Source organism: Baaleninema sp., assembly GCF_049974805.1.
In the GTDB taxonomy this organism is placed as follows: Bacteria; Cyanobacteriota; Cyanobacteriia; order Cyanobacteriales; family Geitlerinemataceae; genus Baaleninema.
This window is the reverse complement of the sequence record NZ_JBNGCO010000105.1, coordinates 1-16,516: the sequence shown is the minus strand read 5'-3', so window position 1 is coordinate 16,516 and position 16,516 is coordinate 1. Positions and strand designations below refer to the sequence as shown.

The 16,516-nt window shown below is 51.0% G+C and carries 14 protein-coding genes, 1 tRNA gene and 1 pseudogene; 5 read left to right on the top strand and 11 right to left on the bottom strand.

Features of this window, described 5'->3' with window-relative positions:
* On the top strand, positions 1 to 877 hold an 877-nt coding region (locus ACP5D4_RS17440; RefSeq protein WP_428012889.1), incomplete at its 5' end, for a hypothetical protein.
* 199 nt (positions 878 to 1,076) lie between these two features.
* Here the strand turns inward: ACP5D4_RS17440 and ACP5D4_RS17435 are convergent.
* The 3 genes from ACP5D4_RS17435 to ACP5D4_RS17425 form a co-directional block, all read right to left on the bottom strand.
* Positions 1,077 to 2,801 carry a diflavin flavoprotein gene (locus ACP5D4_RS17435; RefSeq protein WP_428012888.1) on the bottom strand — a complete coding sequence of 575 codons (1,725 nt, stop codon included), beginning with the start codon at positions 2,799 to 2,801 and terminating at the stop codon, positions 1,077 to 1,079.
* 184 nt (positions 2,802 to 2,985) lie between these two features.
* Positions 2,986 to 4,716: a diflavin flavoprotein gene (locus ACP5D4_RS17430; protein ID WP_428012887.1), complete on the bottom strand. Its 1,731-nt coding sequence runs from the start codon at positions 4,714 to 4,716 to the stop codon at positions 2,986 to 2,988.
* 189 nt (positions 4,717 to 4,905) lie between these two features.
* A complete protein-coding gene (locus ACP5D4_RS17425; RefSeq protein WP_428012886.1) occupies positions 4,906 to 5,085 on the bottom strand; it encodes a hypothetical protein in 180 nt (59 codons plus the stop codon).
* 89 nt (positions 5,086 to 5,174) lie between these two features.
* Between ACP5D4_RS17425 and ACP5D4_RS17420 the strand changes: the two genes are divergently transcribed.
* The 3 genes from ACP5D4_RS17420 (at position 5,175) to ACP5D4_RS17410 (ending at position 8,043) form a co-directional block, all read left to right on the top strand.
* Complete coding sequence (locus ACP5D4_RS17420; RefSeq protein ID WP_428012885.1) at positions 5,175 to 6,272, top strand: cation transporter; 1,098 nt, start codon at positions 5,175 to 5,177, stop codon at positions 6,270 to 6,272.
* Positions 6,273 to 6,360: 88 nt separating this feature from the next.
* Positions 6,361 to 6,969 carry a hypothetical protein gene (locus ACP5D4_RS17415; protein ID WP_428012884.1) on the top strand — a complete coding sequence of 203 codons (609 nt, stop codon included), beginning with the start codon at positions 6,361 to 6,363 and terminating at the stop codon, positions 6,967 to 6,969.
* Positions 6,970 to 7,194: 225 nt separating this feature from the next.
* Positions 7,195 to 8,043, top strand: coding sequence for a sulfurtransferase (locus ACP5D4_RS17410; RefSeq protein WP_428012883.1), 849 nt, complete (start codon positions 7,195 to 7,197; stop codon positions 8,041 to 8,043).
* Between the two features lie 25 nt (positions 8,044 to 8,068).
* On the opposite strand, the gene ACP5D4_RS17405 is transcribed toward ACP5D4_RS17410, so the two are convergent.
* From ACP5D4_RS17405 to ACP5D4_RS17385, 5 genes are all read right to left on the bottom strand, one after another.
* A tRNA-Gly gene (locus tag ACP5D4_RS17405) sits at positions 8,069 to 8,140 on the bottom strand.
* Between the two features lie 265 nt (positions 8,141 to 8,405).
* Positions 8,406 to 9,746 carry a TldD/PmbA family protein gene (locus tag ACP5D4_RS17400; protein ID WP_428012882.1) on the bottom strand — a complete coding sequence of 447 codons (1,341 nt, stop codon included), beginning with the start codon at positions 9,744 to 9,746 and terminating at the stop codon, positions 8,406 to 8,408.
* Between the two features lie 32 nt (positions 9,747 to 9,778).
* A complete protein-coding gene (locus ACP5D4_RS17395) occupies positions 9,779 to 10,360 on the bottom strand; it encodes a Uma2 family endonuclease (RefSeq protein WP_428012881.1) in 582 nt (193 codons plus the stop codon).
* Positions 10,361 to 10,365: 5 nt separating this feature from the next.
* Positions 10,366 to 10,926, bottom strand: a complete 561-nt coding sequence (locus ACP5D4_RS17390) for a Uma2 family endonuclease (RefSeq protein ID WP_428012880.1) — start codon at positions 10,924 to 10,926, stop codon at positions 10,366 to 10,368.
* 74 nt (positions 10,927 to 11,000) lie between these two features.
* The gene (locus ACP5D4_RS17385; RefSeq protein ID WP_428012879.1) at positions 11,001 to 12,470 is read right to left on the bottom strand and encodes a TldD/PmbA family protein; all 1,470 of its coding nucleotides are present in this window, start codon (positions 12,468 to 12,470) and stop codon (positions 11,001 to 11,003) included.
* 429 nt (positions 12,471 to 12,899) lie between these two features.
* On the opposite strand from ACP5D4_RS17385, the gene ACP5D4_RS17380 reads away from it, so the two are divergent.
* Entirely contained in the window at positions 12,900 to 13,928 is a 1,029-nt protein-coding gene (locus tag ACP5D4_RS17380) for a prolyl oligopeptidase family serine peptidase (protein ID WP_428012878.1), read from the top strand.
* Between the two features lie 190 nt (positions 13,929 to 14,118).
* On the opposite strand, the gene ACP5D4_RS17375 is transcribed toward ACP5D4_RS17380, so the two are convergent.
* From ACP5D4_RS17375 to ltrA, 3 genes and pseudogenes are all read right to left on the bottom strand, one after another.
* On the bottom strand, positions 14,119 to 14,565 hold the full coding sequence (locus ACP5D4_RS17375; protein ID WP_428012877.1) for a hypothetical protein: 447 nt from the start codon (positions 14,563 to 14,565) through the stop codon (positions 14,119 to 14,121).
* A 113-nt stretch (positions 14,566 to 14,678) separates the two neighbouring features.
* Positions 14,679 to 15,023 (bottom strand): annotated as a pseudogene (locus tag ACP5D4_RS17370) (RNA-guided endonuclease InsQ/TnpB family protein); the annotation flags it as partial.
* Positions 15,024 to 15,072: 49 nt separating this feature from the next.
* The coding region (gene ltrA / locus ACP5D4_RS17365) for a group II intron reverse transcriptase/maturase (RefSeq protein ID WP_428012876.1) at positions 15,073 to 16,516 on the bottom strand (1,444 nt) is incomplete at its 5' end.

Genomic DNA, 16,516 nt, shown 5'->3' with positions numbered 1-16,516 from the left:
AGACTCCTCTAAGCCTTACGCCGTAAGCTTTTCACTTCTTTTCAGCAAGCCCTACTTTAGCTTTTTCCAACTGGAAGTTACGACGCTATCGCTCCCGGCTGAGTCGTTTTACATTGCCGCGTTTCAAGTATTCTTCGGCAGTCCGAGAGCGGTACTTTTCACTATTCTAGCAACCCTGACAACTGCTGTGGGCATTTATGCTACTCTTTGGTTCCTAGAAGATAGGCTTTTTAACAGTTTGCAACGTGCTGCAAAAAAACTTCGTAGAGCATTACAGAACGCTTTAAAACATCGCTTGGCACAACCCAAACCCAAGCAAAACGAAGGTTTCAAGCTGACAGACTTCCTATATCGAGGGGGGTTAGGCCTCATTAAATCCTTCGTTGGCTTTCGGATTTTAGAATATCAATCTTTACGTTTTCTTCACTCTCTCTTCGACGAAATCGTAATTCTCTGCTGGGTGTTAACGGCGTTATTTTGGCTGGCACAATGGCAGGGAGAAGCCGATGCTTGGCGAGATGCTGTCAACGAAACCTCTTCGCTTCCGGTGGTGGCTGTGGTGGTTCGAGAAAACGGTTTTCCCCTGGGAGAAAATCCAGAGAAACCCTACAATCCCACGGGGATTCGTATCATCGGCGACAAAGATACTTTTAACGGAATTCTCGGCGGTGCAGTCAATAATCCCGAAAAGGATTTGGTCTGGCGACTCCTCATCGACATTGATGGAGATTATTACATTTTTCCGGCACTTCCTGATGACGCAGAATCGGATTTGCGTCCGCCTGTGGTGGTGGTTCCCCGCAGTCAAAACGGCGATCGATTGATTTTGTTGCGTCCGATGACTGATGAAGATAGGGTTGAGGAATCGGAATCTTAAGGGGGTTTTTATTGCGATCGATCCAAGATAGGGCGATAATACAAATTTGAGAACGGGTGCATCTCAAAAATGTAGATTAATCGGATAGAAGCTAACCGACTCAATTGAGCCTATAAGGTTTCACCACCGAGGCACAGAGGACACAGAGAATATAAAAAAAGGGAGAAGGTGGGCAATGCTGCCCAACCCAACAAACTCCTTAATAATTGGTTCCCGATTTACGATGGTGAACGGCGGTTTTTGTATCCGGGTCGAAAACGTTTCCGCTGTTAACTATTGCGTAAACGAGCCAGTGGTCGCCGCATTCCATGCGGTTTTTTACCGTACAATCCAAATAGGCGATCGCATCTTTTAAAATCGGCGAACCGCTCTCTGATTCCTCTACGTTCACCCCCTCAAATCGGTCTTCTCCTGGCTTAAACGGCTTGAGAAAATGCTTCATCAATCCGAGATGTTTGCCTTCTCCCAAAACGTTTAAAACAAAAGGACGCTCGTGGTGAAGTAACGATTCGATCGCTCGTTCTTTCGCCACCGCAACTGTTAACCCCGGCGGTGTAAACGTCGCTTGAGAAACCCATGAGGCTAACATGGCACTTGACAAATCGCCCTGTTTTGTGGTAAGAACGCACAGCGAACCGACAATGCGTCCGGTGGCTTGTTCGACGTTGCTGGCGGGTTGGCGGGGGGTGCGAACTTTCTTGGCTTTCTTGAGAGTTTGGGCGAAGTCGGTTCCGATTTCCTCGCAGGTTTTGAGGGTGACATCGGTGGGTTTGAACTTGACGCGAATCGGGTCGAAGCCGAACTGATATCCGGCGTTGCGAAGTTTGCTTTCGAGGAGGTCGATGGCCTCGCCACTCCAGCCAAAAGACCCGAACACCCCAGCCAACGCGGTTTTGGGAACGCTGGACAACAGAATTCCCAAGGCGGTTTGAATCTGCGTCGGGGCGTGACCGCCTAAAGTGGGCGACCCGATGATGAAGCCGGAACATTTCTCAACCACCGCTTGAATGTCTTCCGGGGCGGCGACTTCGCAGTTGATGGACTCCACTTGAACGCCTGCTTTCGTCAGTCCTCGGGCGATGGCTTGACCGATGGTGGCGGTGTTTCCGTAAGCGGAGGCGAACAGCAAGGCCACGGTCACGTCTTTTCCTTTCTGTTCCTGACTCCACTGGCGATAGGCGTCGGTGAGTTCTTTCATCCCGTCGCGGACGATGGGGCCGTGACCGGGGGCGTAAAAGCGCACCGGGGGAAGGGACGCGAGTTTTTCGAGGGCGGTTTCGACTTGACGGGCGTGGGGCGCCATCAGACAGTCGAAGTAGTAGCGGCGATCGTGGGCGTATACCGACCAGCCTTCGTCAAATACTTGGTCGCCGCAAACGTGCGCCCCGAAGAATTTGTCGGTGTAGAGGATTTGGGTTTTGGTGTCGTAGGTGGCGAGTCCGTCGGGCCATCTCGGTGTTGGGGTTGGGGTAAACAGCAAACGGTGTCCGTTCCCCAGGTTCAAGGTTTCTTCGCCGCGCATGACTTTGATTTTTACCTTGCGGTCTTCCATGAACGATCGCAGGGCGATCGCGCCGGGGTTGGAACAGACGAAGGTAATTTGCGGGGCGATGTCTAGTAAGGCTTTGAGGGTGACGACGCGGTTGGGGTTCACGTGACCCACTACCACGAAATCAATTTGAGTCACGTCGATACGCTGTTGGAGAGCCTTGAGGAAAATTTCCGTAAACGACTCGCCAGGAGGGTCGAAGAGGGCGGTTTTGTTGCTGCGGATGATGTAACTGTTGGCGGTGGTTCCCCGTTGTAGGGCGTATTCGATTTCAAACCGCAACCGTCCCCAACTTCTCGATCGAACGATCGTTGTATTTTCTGCAATGGGTAAAACTTGAACGTCTCTCGGTCTTTCGATCGCAGTGGTATTCATAAGAGTTTCAGTAATGGGGACAAGGAGGACAAGGAGGACAAGGAGGACAAGACAAGGAGGACAAGACAAGGAGTCGGTGCGTGACGCGGTGATACAACATTGACTGGACTTCACCAACATTTTTCGGCCGCGTCACACACCCTACCGATTCTCATCATCTCCTCATCTCATCACCCCATCACCTCTAATAATGGTTTCCAACTTTACGGTGGTGGACGGCGGTGCGACCTTCGGGGTTGGAAACGCGACCGTTATCGACGCTGCTGTAAACAATCCAGTGGTCGAAACAGTCCATGCGGCTGACTACGGTGCATTCGAGATACGCTAAGGCGTCGGCGAGAAGGGGCGAACCGTTGTTGGCGGGTTGGGTGTTGACGCCTTCAAAGCGATCGGCGCCAGGGGGGAATCGCTTCAGGAAGTGCTTCATCAAATGCTGGTAGTTCCCTTCTTCGAGGACGTTGAGAACGAAGCGATCGCCGACTTGCATTAATGATTCGATCGCTCGGTCTTTGGCCACCGCAATGGTCAATCCCAGGGGTTTGAAGCTGGCTTGCGACACCCAGGACGCTAACATTCCGCTGGCCACTTCCCCTTTTTGGGCGGTGATGATGTACAGTCCGCCGGACAGACGACCTAATGCTTTGTCGAGGTCGCTGTCGAGGGCTTTCATTTTCTTGATGGCGTCTTTGCGGTTCAGCAGTTGCGCCATGTCTGTCCCCGACTCTTCGCAGAGTTGGTAGGTGGCTTCGGTGGGGGTGTCGGTGATGCGGATGGGGTCGAAGCCGTTTTTAATTCCCAAATCGCGGAATTTTGTCACTAGCGGGTCGATGGGTTCGTCGTCTCCGCCGTAACACTCGAAGATTCCTACGAGTTGTTTGTCTTTGGCGGCGGCGAACACGGTACTGACTGCGTCGAGGGTGGCTTTGGCTACCTCCCCGGATGCGGGAGGGGTTCCCAGGACGATTCCGGCGCTGCGGGCGACGATTTCGTGGACTTCTTGGGGATCGGCGATTTTTAAGTCTGTCATTTCTACGGCGACGCCGGTTTTAGTGATACCGTGGGCGATGGCTTGGGAGAGGCGATCGCTGTAGCCGTAATCGGAGATGTAGAAGACGGCGACGGTGGTTTCGGCTTGGGCTTTTTCGTTACTCCAGTTCCAGTAACGCCCCGTCAGTTCGCCGACGTGGTGGCGCAACAGGGGTCCGTGTCCGGTGGCGATGGTGGTGATGTCGCCGAGTTTTTTCATGCGCTTCATGGCGGAAATGACCGATCGCGCGTTGGGCGCCATCAAGCAGTCGTAGTAGAAGCGGAAGTCCGGTTCGATTTTGTTGAGGTCTTCGTCGTAAGTTGCATCGGAACAGTAGTGCATTCCGAAGGCGTCGCAGGTGAACATGACCTGGGTGTGTCGATCGTAACTGAAGATGGTGTCGGGCCAGTGAAGGTTGGGGGCGTTGACGAATTCCAGGACGTGACCCTGTCCGAGGTCGAGGGTGTCGCCGTTTTTTACTACTAAACGCTCGAACGGACGGTGAACCAGGTTTTCGAGGAATTGAATCGCCACTTTTGCACCGACGACGGTGGCGTTGGGCGCCAGTTCTAATACGTCTCGGACTAAGCCGCTGTGGTCGGGTTCGGTGTGGCTGATGACGAGATAATCGATTGTTGCGGGATCGATTTCCCCTTTGAGGCTGTCGAGATAGAGTTGTCGGAATTTTTCGTGGGAGGTATCGACCAAGGCGATTTTATCGCCGCGCACCAGGAAGGAGTTGTAGGTCGTTCCGTTTTGCAAGCCGAATTCGATATCGAATCGATCGCGGTCCCAGTCGAGCGATCGAATGGCCGTGGTGTCGGCGGCGATCTCTTCGACTTGCATGGTGAGGCGTTTTTGGGTAGGAGCGGCGGTTGCTACGACCATACGATTACCTCTCTTGTTATACGGTTTTTCTTTATTCGTTTCTTATTGTTACACATTTTTAACATAAGTTGTTCTTAAAAAAACATATTAGTTGTATAAGTCGTGCGGGGGCGATCGCCGATCGTCCCATCTCAAGCAGGAACCGCGTTTTCGGTCGGGTTGAGTTTCTCTTCGAGGGTGAAGACGAGGTTATTTGGCGTTAAATTCTCGATTAATACAGCGACGGTCTTGGGTATGTTGACAAACCCGTTTCCACAACATTTCGCGGGTTCCCGGTGCGCCGAAGGAAAATAAGACGCGATCGCCCATCGGGAGCTTTTGGATTTTCACTTTACAGACGGGACAAACTTCACAGTTTAATTCGGACATAACGAAAGAGGGATTGGAGTTTCGATCGAAACGATTTTGTCTACCATACCCTCTCGTCTCCGTTTTCGGATCGATTTCGGGGGGTTGCAGTGGTTTCTCCTCCGTTGCGGTCGCTCTCAAACTGCGATGTTAGAATTTCGTTAGAAGGGAACGTTTCTCAAGCGTTCGCGCTTCACTTCGCGCTTCACATTTCGCCTCACTTTACCGTCATTATGCCCCCGCAACGATCGAACGATACCCGAACCTTCGACCCCCAAGCGTTGACGCTGGTGTTTCGGGGAAGTCTGGGAATCGCGGCGTTGGGGGGTTTGTTGGCGTTGCTGACTGGCTCGAACGCGGTGTTACTGGACGGGGCGCGATCGCTGGTTGACGGGGTCTTCGCCCAGTTGCGAGAGCGACTCGATCGACAATCTCAAAATCCTGAAGGCGATGGGGTTGCACTCTCCCAAGACACCCTCGAACCGATGTTAAACGTCATGCAGAGTATGACGGAGTTGGCGGTGTTGGCCTTGGCGGCGGCTGCGGCGTTGGTGACGATCGCCGCTGGGGGACGGGATGTAAATGTCGGTCTGGCCTTCGGTTACGCTGCGATCGTGGCGATGGTGGGGACGAACTGGGCGGCGAGATTGGGAAAAATCGCTGAAAAAACCGGGTTGTCTGTAGTCGATCGCGATGCGAAACGCTGGTTCGATCGCGGAATGACGGGATTGTTTTTAACGATCGCCTTTAGTGCGGCTTGGTTCACCGGGGACACCCTTCTCGAACCCCTGCGCTATCTCGACCCGATTTTAGTCTTGCTGATGGTGGCGGTGTCTGTCTCCCCGTTGTGGAAACGGCTGCGATATAACTGGACGCAACTGTTGGGCCGTCACGCTGAAGGACCGTTAGAAAAGAAAGTGCATCGCATCCTCGATCGCCCCCTGCGACTGATTCCCCATCAAGACCTGCGCCTTAAAATCGAACAACTCGGACGAGACGTTTATATCGATCTCGATTTCCTGGTTTCTCCCGAAAACCAGTTTACCGACGAACTCCACGACCTCGATCGCATTCGGCTGCTGTTATACGAACGCCTTCACGCGGGAATTCCCAACCTCGTCCTCAAGGTCAGTTTTACCGGCGATCGCCTGTGGATGGAACGATCGATCGCCCACGCCGATCGCGCATCGTCAGAAACCCCGTCCTAGAGGAATTTCCGTAACTTCCCCGAACCGACGCGATCGAGTCATCCGGTATGCTAGGGATAGAGGCTTGGCAGCCCTCACCCAAAAAGCTATGACCACTCCATCCCAACTCCACGAACTGGCTCGCCAAGGGAATCCCAAGGCGATTTCCGCACTGTTAAATCAAGAATTAAAATCCGACGGACTTCGATCGAAGACGGCGTTAAAAGAAGGGTGCTTGCACGTCGTCCTCGAATCCGACGATCGCGTTCCCGATCGCGCCAGATGTCTCGATGTGGTGCGCGTAAAAGTCGTCAACTTAGAAATCGAAGGGGTCGATCGCGTGCGAGTATACGGCCGTCGCAGCGGCGAAGAGAAAGTAGACTGGAATCAAGAGTTCGCCGTCGCCGTTGGCGGGTACTCCAACCTTCTCTTTTCCCATTCTCACGGGACGACAGGGTCTCCCGAGATGGATTCCCCTTCTCCCACACCAACACCGCCACCACCGAAACCCCATCCCAAACACCGGCCGAATCTCTTCGTCGGCTTAGCGATTGTCGTGGCGTTGATTCTGGTGACAATCGGCGGTTTCGTCCTGTTACAGCAGTTTTCTAACGATTCGGATACGTCAAACGATACGTCAGACGTTGAGAAACGGTGGTTCGGATACGCGGCGATCGCGGACTCGAATCGGCGATGCAGCGTTTTTGGTAGTCCTTGAGTTTCGATCGCGATCGTCAGGCGACAGCGCCAACTGTACCGGGTTCGGGTAAAGTTTCTCCAGGGGCTTCGTAGGCCATAACCAACGATTCGAGGGCTTCAATGCCCGGGTTTACCGAAAATCTGGGTTTAAAGCCTCGCCCTTCTCGGCCGACTTTACCCGGTAATTCCTGTTGTCACTCGAATCTCATAGGCTTAAAAAGAATCGATATTGAGTTCAGAACCGATGACAGACATTCCAACACCCCTTGTTTCCGCCGATTGGCTGGCGCAACACCTGGGCGATCGCTCTCTCGTTATTGTCGATTGTCGCTTTTCTCTGGCCGAACCGGAACTCGGACATCAGAAATATCTCGCTTCGCACATTCCCGGTGCGTTCTACCTGCACCTCGAACGAGATTTATCCAGTCCCGTCGGAGAACGCGGCGGACGCCATCCCCTCCCCAATCCCGAGGAATTGGCGAAAAAACTGGGATCGATCGGGATTACTTCCTCCGAAACCTTCGTTGTCGCTTACGACGACTCGAAATTTGCCTTTGCATCGCGAGTCTGGTGGCTGCTGCGTTACCTCGGACACGATCGCGTTGCCATTCTCGACGGCGGACTCACCCACTGGTTAGCGCAAGGCTACCCCGTCACCACAGAATTACCCCAACCCCAACCGGGACAGTTTCAGGCGCGTCCTCATTCTGAGTGGTTAGTCGATCTCGAACAACTGAAAGCCTGCAAAGACTCCTCAAACTGGCTGCTGGTGGATTCCCGAGACGGCGATCGCTACCGTGGCGAACGAGAACCCATCGATCCCGTCGCCGGTTCGATTCCCGGTTCAGTCAACCTTCCCTGGAAAACCGTCACCAGCGACGACGGCTTAGCGCGATCGCCCCAATTCCAACGCCAACGCTGGCAGGAATTCGACGACGCCGAAGAAGTCATCATCTACTGCGGTTCCGGCGTCACCGCCTGCGTCAACATCCTCTCTCGCCATATAGCAGAACTCCCACCCGCCAAGTTGTATACTGGGGGTTGGAGCGAATGGTGTCGAACCGAAAATTCGATTCAAACCTTCTTAGATTGAATCGAATCGAGTTGAGATGAAAAAAAGCGGGTAACGCGATTCGAACGCGCGACATTCACCTTGGCAAGGTGACGCTCTACCGCTGAGCTATACCCGCAAAACCGCTTCGCAAATCGCTTTCGTTTGCTTGCGTATTATCTATATTTACACAGTTTTTTGAGAGTGTCAACCCTTTCGGGAAATTTTTTTTTGAATTTCCCGAAAGGGGAGATGGGGAGAGGGAGAGACAAGGAAGATACACCTCATCATCCCCTCATCTCCCGCTGGGGGGCGGTGCGTGACGCGGGAATCACATTGAGTTGACCGGAACACCATGATGTCGCCCGCGTCACGGCACCCTACGCCATCCCATCATCCCCTCATCACTCTCCCGTCACCGAGAGTCCGTCTACCCAAATCCGGGGACAAACGCCGCCGGGAGTGACTTCGGCTTCCGGTTCCACGTAAATAATCGACTTCAACACCTCGCGGATGTCTCCGGCGATGGTGGCGGAATCGACGCTGATTTTTTCGCCCTTGTTCACCAGCCAGCCGTCAAAAGGAAGCGAAAACGACCCCTGTAAAGCGTTTACGCCCGCGTGTAACGCGCTGAGATCGTCGATTAAGATGACGTTTTCAGCGGTGTCGAGGCTGTAGCTGTCCGAGGGGGTCGAAGCGGCGAAAACATGGTAAAAATCGGGGCTGACGGTGACTTTCGCGCCCATATTGGCGTGTCCCGTGGGTTGGGCGTTCATGCGTTTCGCCGTTCCCGCACTGTGGAGAAATCCCGTCAACACCCCGGCTTCGATGAGGGGAACCCGCCGGGTGGGGGTACCTTCGCCGTCGAAGTAACTCGGCGTCACGTTCTCCGGATGTAAGGCGTCGTTAAATACCGACAGCAGCGGCGAGGCGATCGCACTTCCCAAGGAATCCGCCTTCGACAGACTGCGGTTGTCGAGGATGCTTTGGGCGTTGTAAAGGTTGGAGAAGGCGTTGAGAAGGCTCAAAAAGGCTTCCGGGGAAAAGACAACGCGGTATTTACCGGTTTTCACCTTTTGATAGTTCAAATGAGAAATCGTCTTTTCCGCCGCTTCTTTTAAGCAGCCTTCCACATCTAAACTATCTAAGCCCACGTTGACTTTATAAGCCCCCGCCGAACGGGGTTTTTTACCCTCCTGTTCCGTTTTGCTAAACAGATACACCGAGGCGACAGAGTGGGCTTCGTGACGCAGTGCGCCCTCGCTGTTGAGATAGAATCGATCGAGATCCCGTTGGGCTAAGCCGTTGTAGGGAACGCTGGCGATCGCCGGATGCGCGTCGAGAAGTTGTTTTTCCAAATCCACGAGTCGATCGATCAGCCTCGAAACCTCCGCTTGCGGGGCGCGAACGGTTTCCATATTTTCGATGGGTTTCGTCGCTTCCGGGCTGAAATCGGGAATATGTTCTTTCGCCCCGAATTCGCTGGCTTCAGCAGCAGTTTTTAACGCCAGTTCCAACCCTTGAGCGTTGGTGTCTGTCGTGGAAGTAATTCCAACGGTGTTGTTTCCGTTCCACACGCGCACCGTGACGCTAGAACGATTGGAGGCTTTGACTTGTTTCGGTTCGCCTCGATCGACTTGAACGCTAGTTTCGTCCACACTGGAACCGTAAATATCGTACTTTTTCACGCCGATTTGAGCGGCGATATCTCGAACTTGACTGGCGAGGGTGTTAATGTCTGTCATCTTGCGTTGAACTGGTAATCTGAGCTGTAATTTTAGGAATCGAACAACAAAAGGGAACTGTCAAGGGCGATATCGGGAAATGCAGAAACTGCGATGCGATCGCCCCGTTTCACAATTTGGGAACTTTGGTATTTCCCCTCAACGGGATTTCGATACACTTCAATTTGGTTAGCGTTGGCGTCAACAATCCAAACTTCGGGGATTTCCGCGAGAGCGTAACGGGGAAGTTTTTCAGTGACATCGAATTCCAACGTGGTATCCGACACTTCGATAACGAGATATACGTCCGAAGCCGAAACCCCCGTTTCGATGTAAAAATCTTCGCGAGGAGGTAAAAGAACGATATCCGGTTGCGGTTCGGAATAATCGTTGAGAACGACGGGATTTTGAATATGGACGATCGATCGAGTTCCAAACTCGCGCATCAACCAATTAGAAATGCGATCGACATACGCCGCGTGTCGTCTTCCAATCGGACTCATTTGAAGAATTTCCCCATCCAGTAATTCCACCCGTTCCTCTGGGTGAAGAATTCCTACTTCGCCCATGCGGTGATACTCGTCCACCGTTAACTGACGGTGTTTTATCGGATTGAGAACCTTAACTTGAGTCATCGAAATTACCCCTCAAACAGAAGTGTATTCAACTCAATTTCTCGATTGGAAAACGCCAAAATTGAAAGGCGATCGCCCCGGTTGAGAATTTGGGAACTTTGGTATTTACCATCAATGGGATTTCGATACACTTCAATTCGATTGGCGTTCGTGTCAACGATCCATACTTCGGGGATTTCCGCGAGAGCGTAACGGGGAAGTTTTTCAGTGACATCGAATTCCAACGTGGTATCCGACACTTCAACAACCAAATATACATCCGATGCTAAAACCCCCGTTTCGATATAAAAATCTTCGCGAGGAGGTAAAAGAACGATATCCGGTTGAGGTTCGGAATAATCGTTGAGAACCACAGGATTTTGAACGTCGATAAACGTTCGAGAACCCAATTCATCTTTCAACTGATTTACAATCCGAAGTACATACGCCGCATGTCGTCTTCCAATCGGACTCATCTGAAGAATTTCCCCATCCAGTAATTCCACCCGTTCCTCTGGGTGCAAAATACCCACTTCGCCCATACGATGATACTCCTCCACCGTCAACTGACGCACTTTGAGAGCCATCTTCAACTTCCCTCAAAAAATCCCGTCAAAACAGTTGGGCGGGCGACCTCAAGAGGACGCCCAAACCCACTGATTTATCGACCGCCAACCGTAATCGAATCCACCTTAATATGGGGTTGTCCCACCGTAACGTAAACACTACCGCTGACAGAACCGCAGAAACCCGGCGCCAATTCCACGTCCTTAGAACACATAGAAATCTTGTTCATAATCTCCGTGGCTTCTCCGATGAGAATTGCCCCTTTCAGCGGCTTCGTAATCTTGCCGTTTTCGATGAGATAAGCTTCCTCAACACCGAAATTAAACTCGCCCGTAGGGCCGACACTTCCGCCACCCATACGTTTGCAGTAAATCCCTTTATCCACCGACGCGAACAAATCTTCCACCGAATACTCGCCCGGCGCAATATAGGTATTCCGCATCCGAGAGGCAGCAGCATAAGTGTACCCTTGACGGCGACCGCTTCCCGTGCGCGGATGTCCCGTCCGAACCGAACCCGCCCGGTCCGATAAAAAGTTTTTCAACACGCCGTTTTCAATCAACAGCGTCCGTTGGGCGGGCATTCCTTCATCATCCATATCGATGGTACCGAACTCGCCGTCAGACAGTCCTTCGTCCCACGCCGTCAGACTTTCGTGGGCGATTTTCTGACCTTTTTTATTTAAAAACGGCGTCGTTTCCTGCTCGATTTGCGTCGTTTCGAGGAGGTGTCCGCAGGCTTCGTGGAAAATCACGCCGCCGAAGGAATTCGCCATGATAATCGGGTATTGTCCCGACTCCACATAATCGGCGTACATCATGGTTCCCGCCGCTTCCGACACTTCCTCAGCGGTGGCGCCGTAATCCCAAGTCCGCAGAAAGGCGGGGTTGCTGCTTCCGCCGACTCGCTTACTGATAGAGGAACGGTTGTCGCCGTCAGCGCAAAGCAAGCTGTATCCGACGGATTGCGTCAGGCGGATATCGCGGGCGAACACGCCATCGCTGGCAGCGACGAGGACTTCTTGCCAATCGCGGAAATACGCCGCCCGTCGGGATTGTACGTGAGAGGCTTTGCGGCTGAGGGTGTCGTTCGCGGCGAGAAGAACGTCGCTCATTTCCCGCATGGAACTGCAATCGGCTAACCAGCCTTCTTTATTTTTGCGGGTGGCGTAGTCCCGCAACAGTTCCAAGTTGATGTCGGGGATGTAGGCGTTGGGTCCCGGAAGACTCAAGCCCATGATGGACAAGCCTTTTTCCAGGGCGGCTTTCAAGCCGTTGAAGGAGAGGTCGTTGGTGCTGACGTAGCAATCGGCTTTTCCGCGAAATACGCGCACCCCCGCCCCCGTGGAGAGTCGGGGCGAAATGCTGGTGATGGCGTCGTCTTCCGCCATGCAACTGATGTAGTTGGTGCGTTCGAGGAAAAATTCGATGAAATCCGCTCCGGCGGCGCGTCCGAGTCCCAGTAGAATCGAGAGGGGCGTGCGCCAGGTTTCGTCAAAGCGATCGATGGGGGCGTGGTGTGAGACCTTGGGAAGTCCTTTTGTCAATAACGCGGTGGGTGGCATATATAACGTATTTCGTCTGATTTCACGATTCCTTAACCTAGTGTAACGTTTCTTGACAGAGACGACCGGGGGAAATTGAGAATTGACAATTGATAATTGATGATTTAGAGTTCCCGGTGTAGGTTGTGCGAACCTCCGTGGAACCCAACAGTATCAAATTTTGGAATTGGTAAAATGCCTATAAAAATAAGTTTAAAAATCAAGCAAGCCGAATATTTTTTAAGATTTTACTTGCGTTTTTTATTGTATTTGGGATTTTCTTATTTTCAAAATATCCAAGATAAAAACGATTTTTTTGGTAAATATAAAAAGAAAAACAAAACAGCTTATAATAAAACCTTAAAAAACACCCGGTTAAATGTTGATTTTATTTCCTCAAATCAACCTAAAATAATATCATTTTTTACCGTTTTTCTCGTCGCAATTTTTGTGACGGGATGTTCGACCTCCAACCAAGCCACTTCTGCCGTTTCCTCCAATCCCACAACAGAGGCATCCGCCATTCCAAAACCGGAATCTTCTTCCGAACCGATACCAGAACCCACCCCGGAACCGACGCCGACTTCAACGCCTAACTTCGTAGAATCTAGCGTGACGCCACCGCCGCTTTCAGGAATGAGTGGAACTCGCGAAGAAACGCCTACCGAACTGTCTCAACCGTCCTCAATGTCCCAGTCTGAATCTCAACCGAAAATTGCTAACGTTAGCGTGGGTTGGAATACTAATTTATCTGTCGAAGGTGTCGCTTACGATATTTACGTTCCAGCGAATTACGGAAGCGATTTAGCCTGTGCGGTGATGCTTCCCGGCTGGGATTTCGATAAAGCCCGTTGGGTTAACGAAACCAATTTACAAGCCCTTGCAGACGAATACGGCTATATTTTATTGTTGCCGCAAATGGGACAAACGCTCTACGAAAGTTCTTATTATCCTGAAACGGAAATGCGGTGGCATCCGTCTATCCCTGGCGGCGAATTTATGAGACGATTTTTTATTCCCGCCATGCAGCAACGACATGGTTTGTTAGTTCCCGGCCAACAGAATACGTTAATTGGTCTTTCGACGGGAGGTCGCGGCGTGGCATTAGTTGCGTTAGAAAATCCCGGTTTGTTCGTGGCGGGGGCGAGTTTTTCGGGAGATTTTAGCCAGGATAATACGCCAGACGATCGACTGATGACGGCGGTGTACGGATATTATAATCAATATCCCGAACGTTGGACGGGACGAGACAATCCTCAACGTCGAGTTTCGGAATGGCAAATGCCCCTTTATTTAGCTCACGGAACCGCTGACGATATCGTTCCCGAATCGCAAAGTTACGGGTTTTATCAAGCGTTAGTCAATTCGGGAGCGGGAAATCGCGTTGAATATCACCCTGTTGAAGGGGCAGGACATAACTTTTATTTTTGGGGAAGCCAGTTACGTCCTGCCTTTGAGTTTTTCGAGCGTTTTAGATAGGAATATGGGGTTTTTGCCTGGGTTGGATGTTTGGTGTTTTGGGTCGATCGATACTCCATCTTTTTTCGATAAACTGGGTTTTAAAAATTCTGGATTTCCGAAACACAAAGGAAACGGAGTTTTGGGCAAAAAGATGAGAAACTCTTATTTGAGAGGAGGATGGAGTGTTACTCGCTCGATCGAACGGCAATTAGTGACATCGCCAAACGGCACTGGGGTTATCTAAACCGGGGCGAACGGTGGAGTTGCCGACGGTGAAATCGTCAATGCTATAGGTCACAGACATTGAGGAACGATTGGGATTGCCAATGCGCCACAAATCACCCCACCAGTTGACATCGACGCTGCCCCAATTGATATCGGCACTAAAACAGACTAAACTCGATCGATCATATAAAGCACCGTACATATAATTGCCTTCTCGAATATAGGAAACCATGGCTTCGAGATCGCGTTCGTAGAAATGATGTCGGCCTCGAGGAAGGCGATCGGTATGTTGGGAAATTAAGCGGGTTGGGCTTTGGGGAACGAGCGTTGAGTCGTCGGACAATCCCTTAGTTTCGGCTGTGACGCTCGGTGTTAAGAGGCTTCCGGCTAAGGCTAAACTGGTGAATAGGGCAAAAATTGGACGTTTCATAGGTTTTGGTGCGAAATCGTAAATTTTGTTGCTTCACCGATAGAATACTCGATTTCGCAAGATTCTCAGGGGTTCTCGATTTGAAGAGTTACATCCAGGCCCGTTGACACTCCTCAGCTATCACGGCGTGAGGATTCTTCCTTCAACGATCCAACTTGCTTCGACAGGTTTGCACCAGCCAAAGTAGCGGTCAAATCTCCAGAAGCGTTTAGGTCATCGACCAAAGTTCCGGTATGCCCTACCGTACTTAAGGCAGCGTTCAGAATGTTGATGGCTGCGTTGTGGTCTCTGTCAAGTTCGCAACCGCACTGACAAACGTGGGTGCGAGTTGAAAGCGTCTTTCTGACGACCGTGCCACAACTCGAACAGGCTTGGCTGGTATAGGCAGGTTCGACCGCAACGGTTATCCTGCCAAACTTTTCTCCAAACTGTTCCAACCACTTCCTGAACTGATACCACCTTTAACTTTGAACTCGAGAACAAGCATCGTCGTTTGACTTGATTAAACTAAGCCGGCCAGTCGCCCACCCGACTCGTCTTCAAAACCGTGCGTGAAAGTTTCCCTTCACACGGCTCCTCAACAACTTGGCTCTTGTCATGAGTGCCAAGGCTGCCGTCTAAGGCAGTTTTTACATCGTGGCAATGTCGATGAAGAAGTTGGAGGTTTTTATACACATCCTTTCCACCTTTTGACTTGGGGATGATATGGTCGATTTCCATCACATCTTCTTCACGGAACGTTAGTCCGCAGTGGGCGCACTTCCCTTTTTGTTTCTTCAGAAGATATGAAACCCTCTTGGAAACTCCCGGTTGTTTGCCCATTCTTGCACTCCAGTATTTCAAGTTGCCGTCATATGGGCTGGCGTTGCCTTTGACCTTTACGTGGCGTACAATTGGCGTTTCACTGTGACTTTTTAACTGCATCGGGTTTGATTCCGAGCGGGTTGCAAATGCCCAGTTATGGTTTCCAATCGTTTGCCAGTATTTCCGAGCTACCCATTTATCCGTTTTGTTTGCGTGTCTTCTTTTGCCCCATCTGAATAGTTTCCAGAATAGGAGATTATCCATTTGAGAGAAGACTTCTTTGGATACTACCGTTGAGTAATAGCTACTCCATCCCCTGATGACCGGATTAAGATGCCTGATTAAAGCTTCTTGCGGTGCGGTGATGTGAGAATCTATTATCTCTTTTAATTTGTGGTAATGGGTGTTAATGGCTTTCTTGCTGGGTTTAATGATGGTTTTGAACCCTAAAGGCTTTCCATGGGAGTTTTGTCCAGTTTTATATTTTCCAACTTTGTATTGTCGGATGTTAAAACCGAGAAAATCAAACCCTGGTTTATCACCTTCTAATGTATGAGTAAGGTGTGTTTTGGCTTCTTTGAGTTCTAATCCCATTCCTTCCAACCATTCCTGAATATGGTCACGACATTTCAGTATGACATCTTTGTTTTCGTGGATGATTACGAAGTCATCAGCGTATCTGATTAAGGATATTGCTCGTCTTCGTTTTGTTTTATCTCCTTTTCCAGGAAGTTTTTCCACTAAGTCCTTGATGCTCTCTTCCATGCCGTGAAGGGCTATATTTGCCAATAAAGGGCTGATTACTCCTCCCTGTGGCGTACCCTCATTCGTTGGAAATAGCTGTCCAGAATCAATCACCCCAGCTTTCAGCCAAGCTCGTATCTGCCGTCTAATAGCGGGAAATGTTTCGAGCTTCCCTAGTAGTACACCGTGGTCAATCCTGTCAAAACATTTGGCAATATCAGCATCTAGTACCCATTTAGCTTTATGCTTAATGGTTTGATAAATAGCTACAATTGCGTCCTGACAAGACCTTCCAGGTCTGAACCCATAGGAGTTAGGCTCAAACACAGCTTCCCACTGCGGCTCTAATGCCATTTTGACTAAGGCTTGTGTGGCGCGGTCGTACATTGTGGGTATTCCTAGT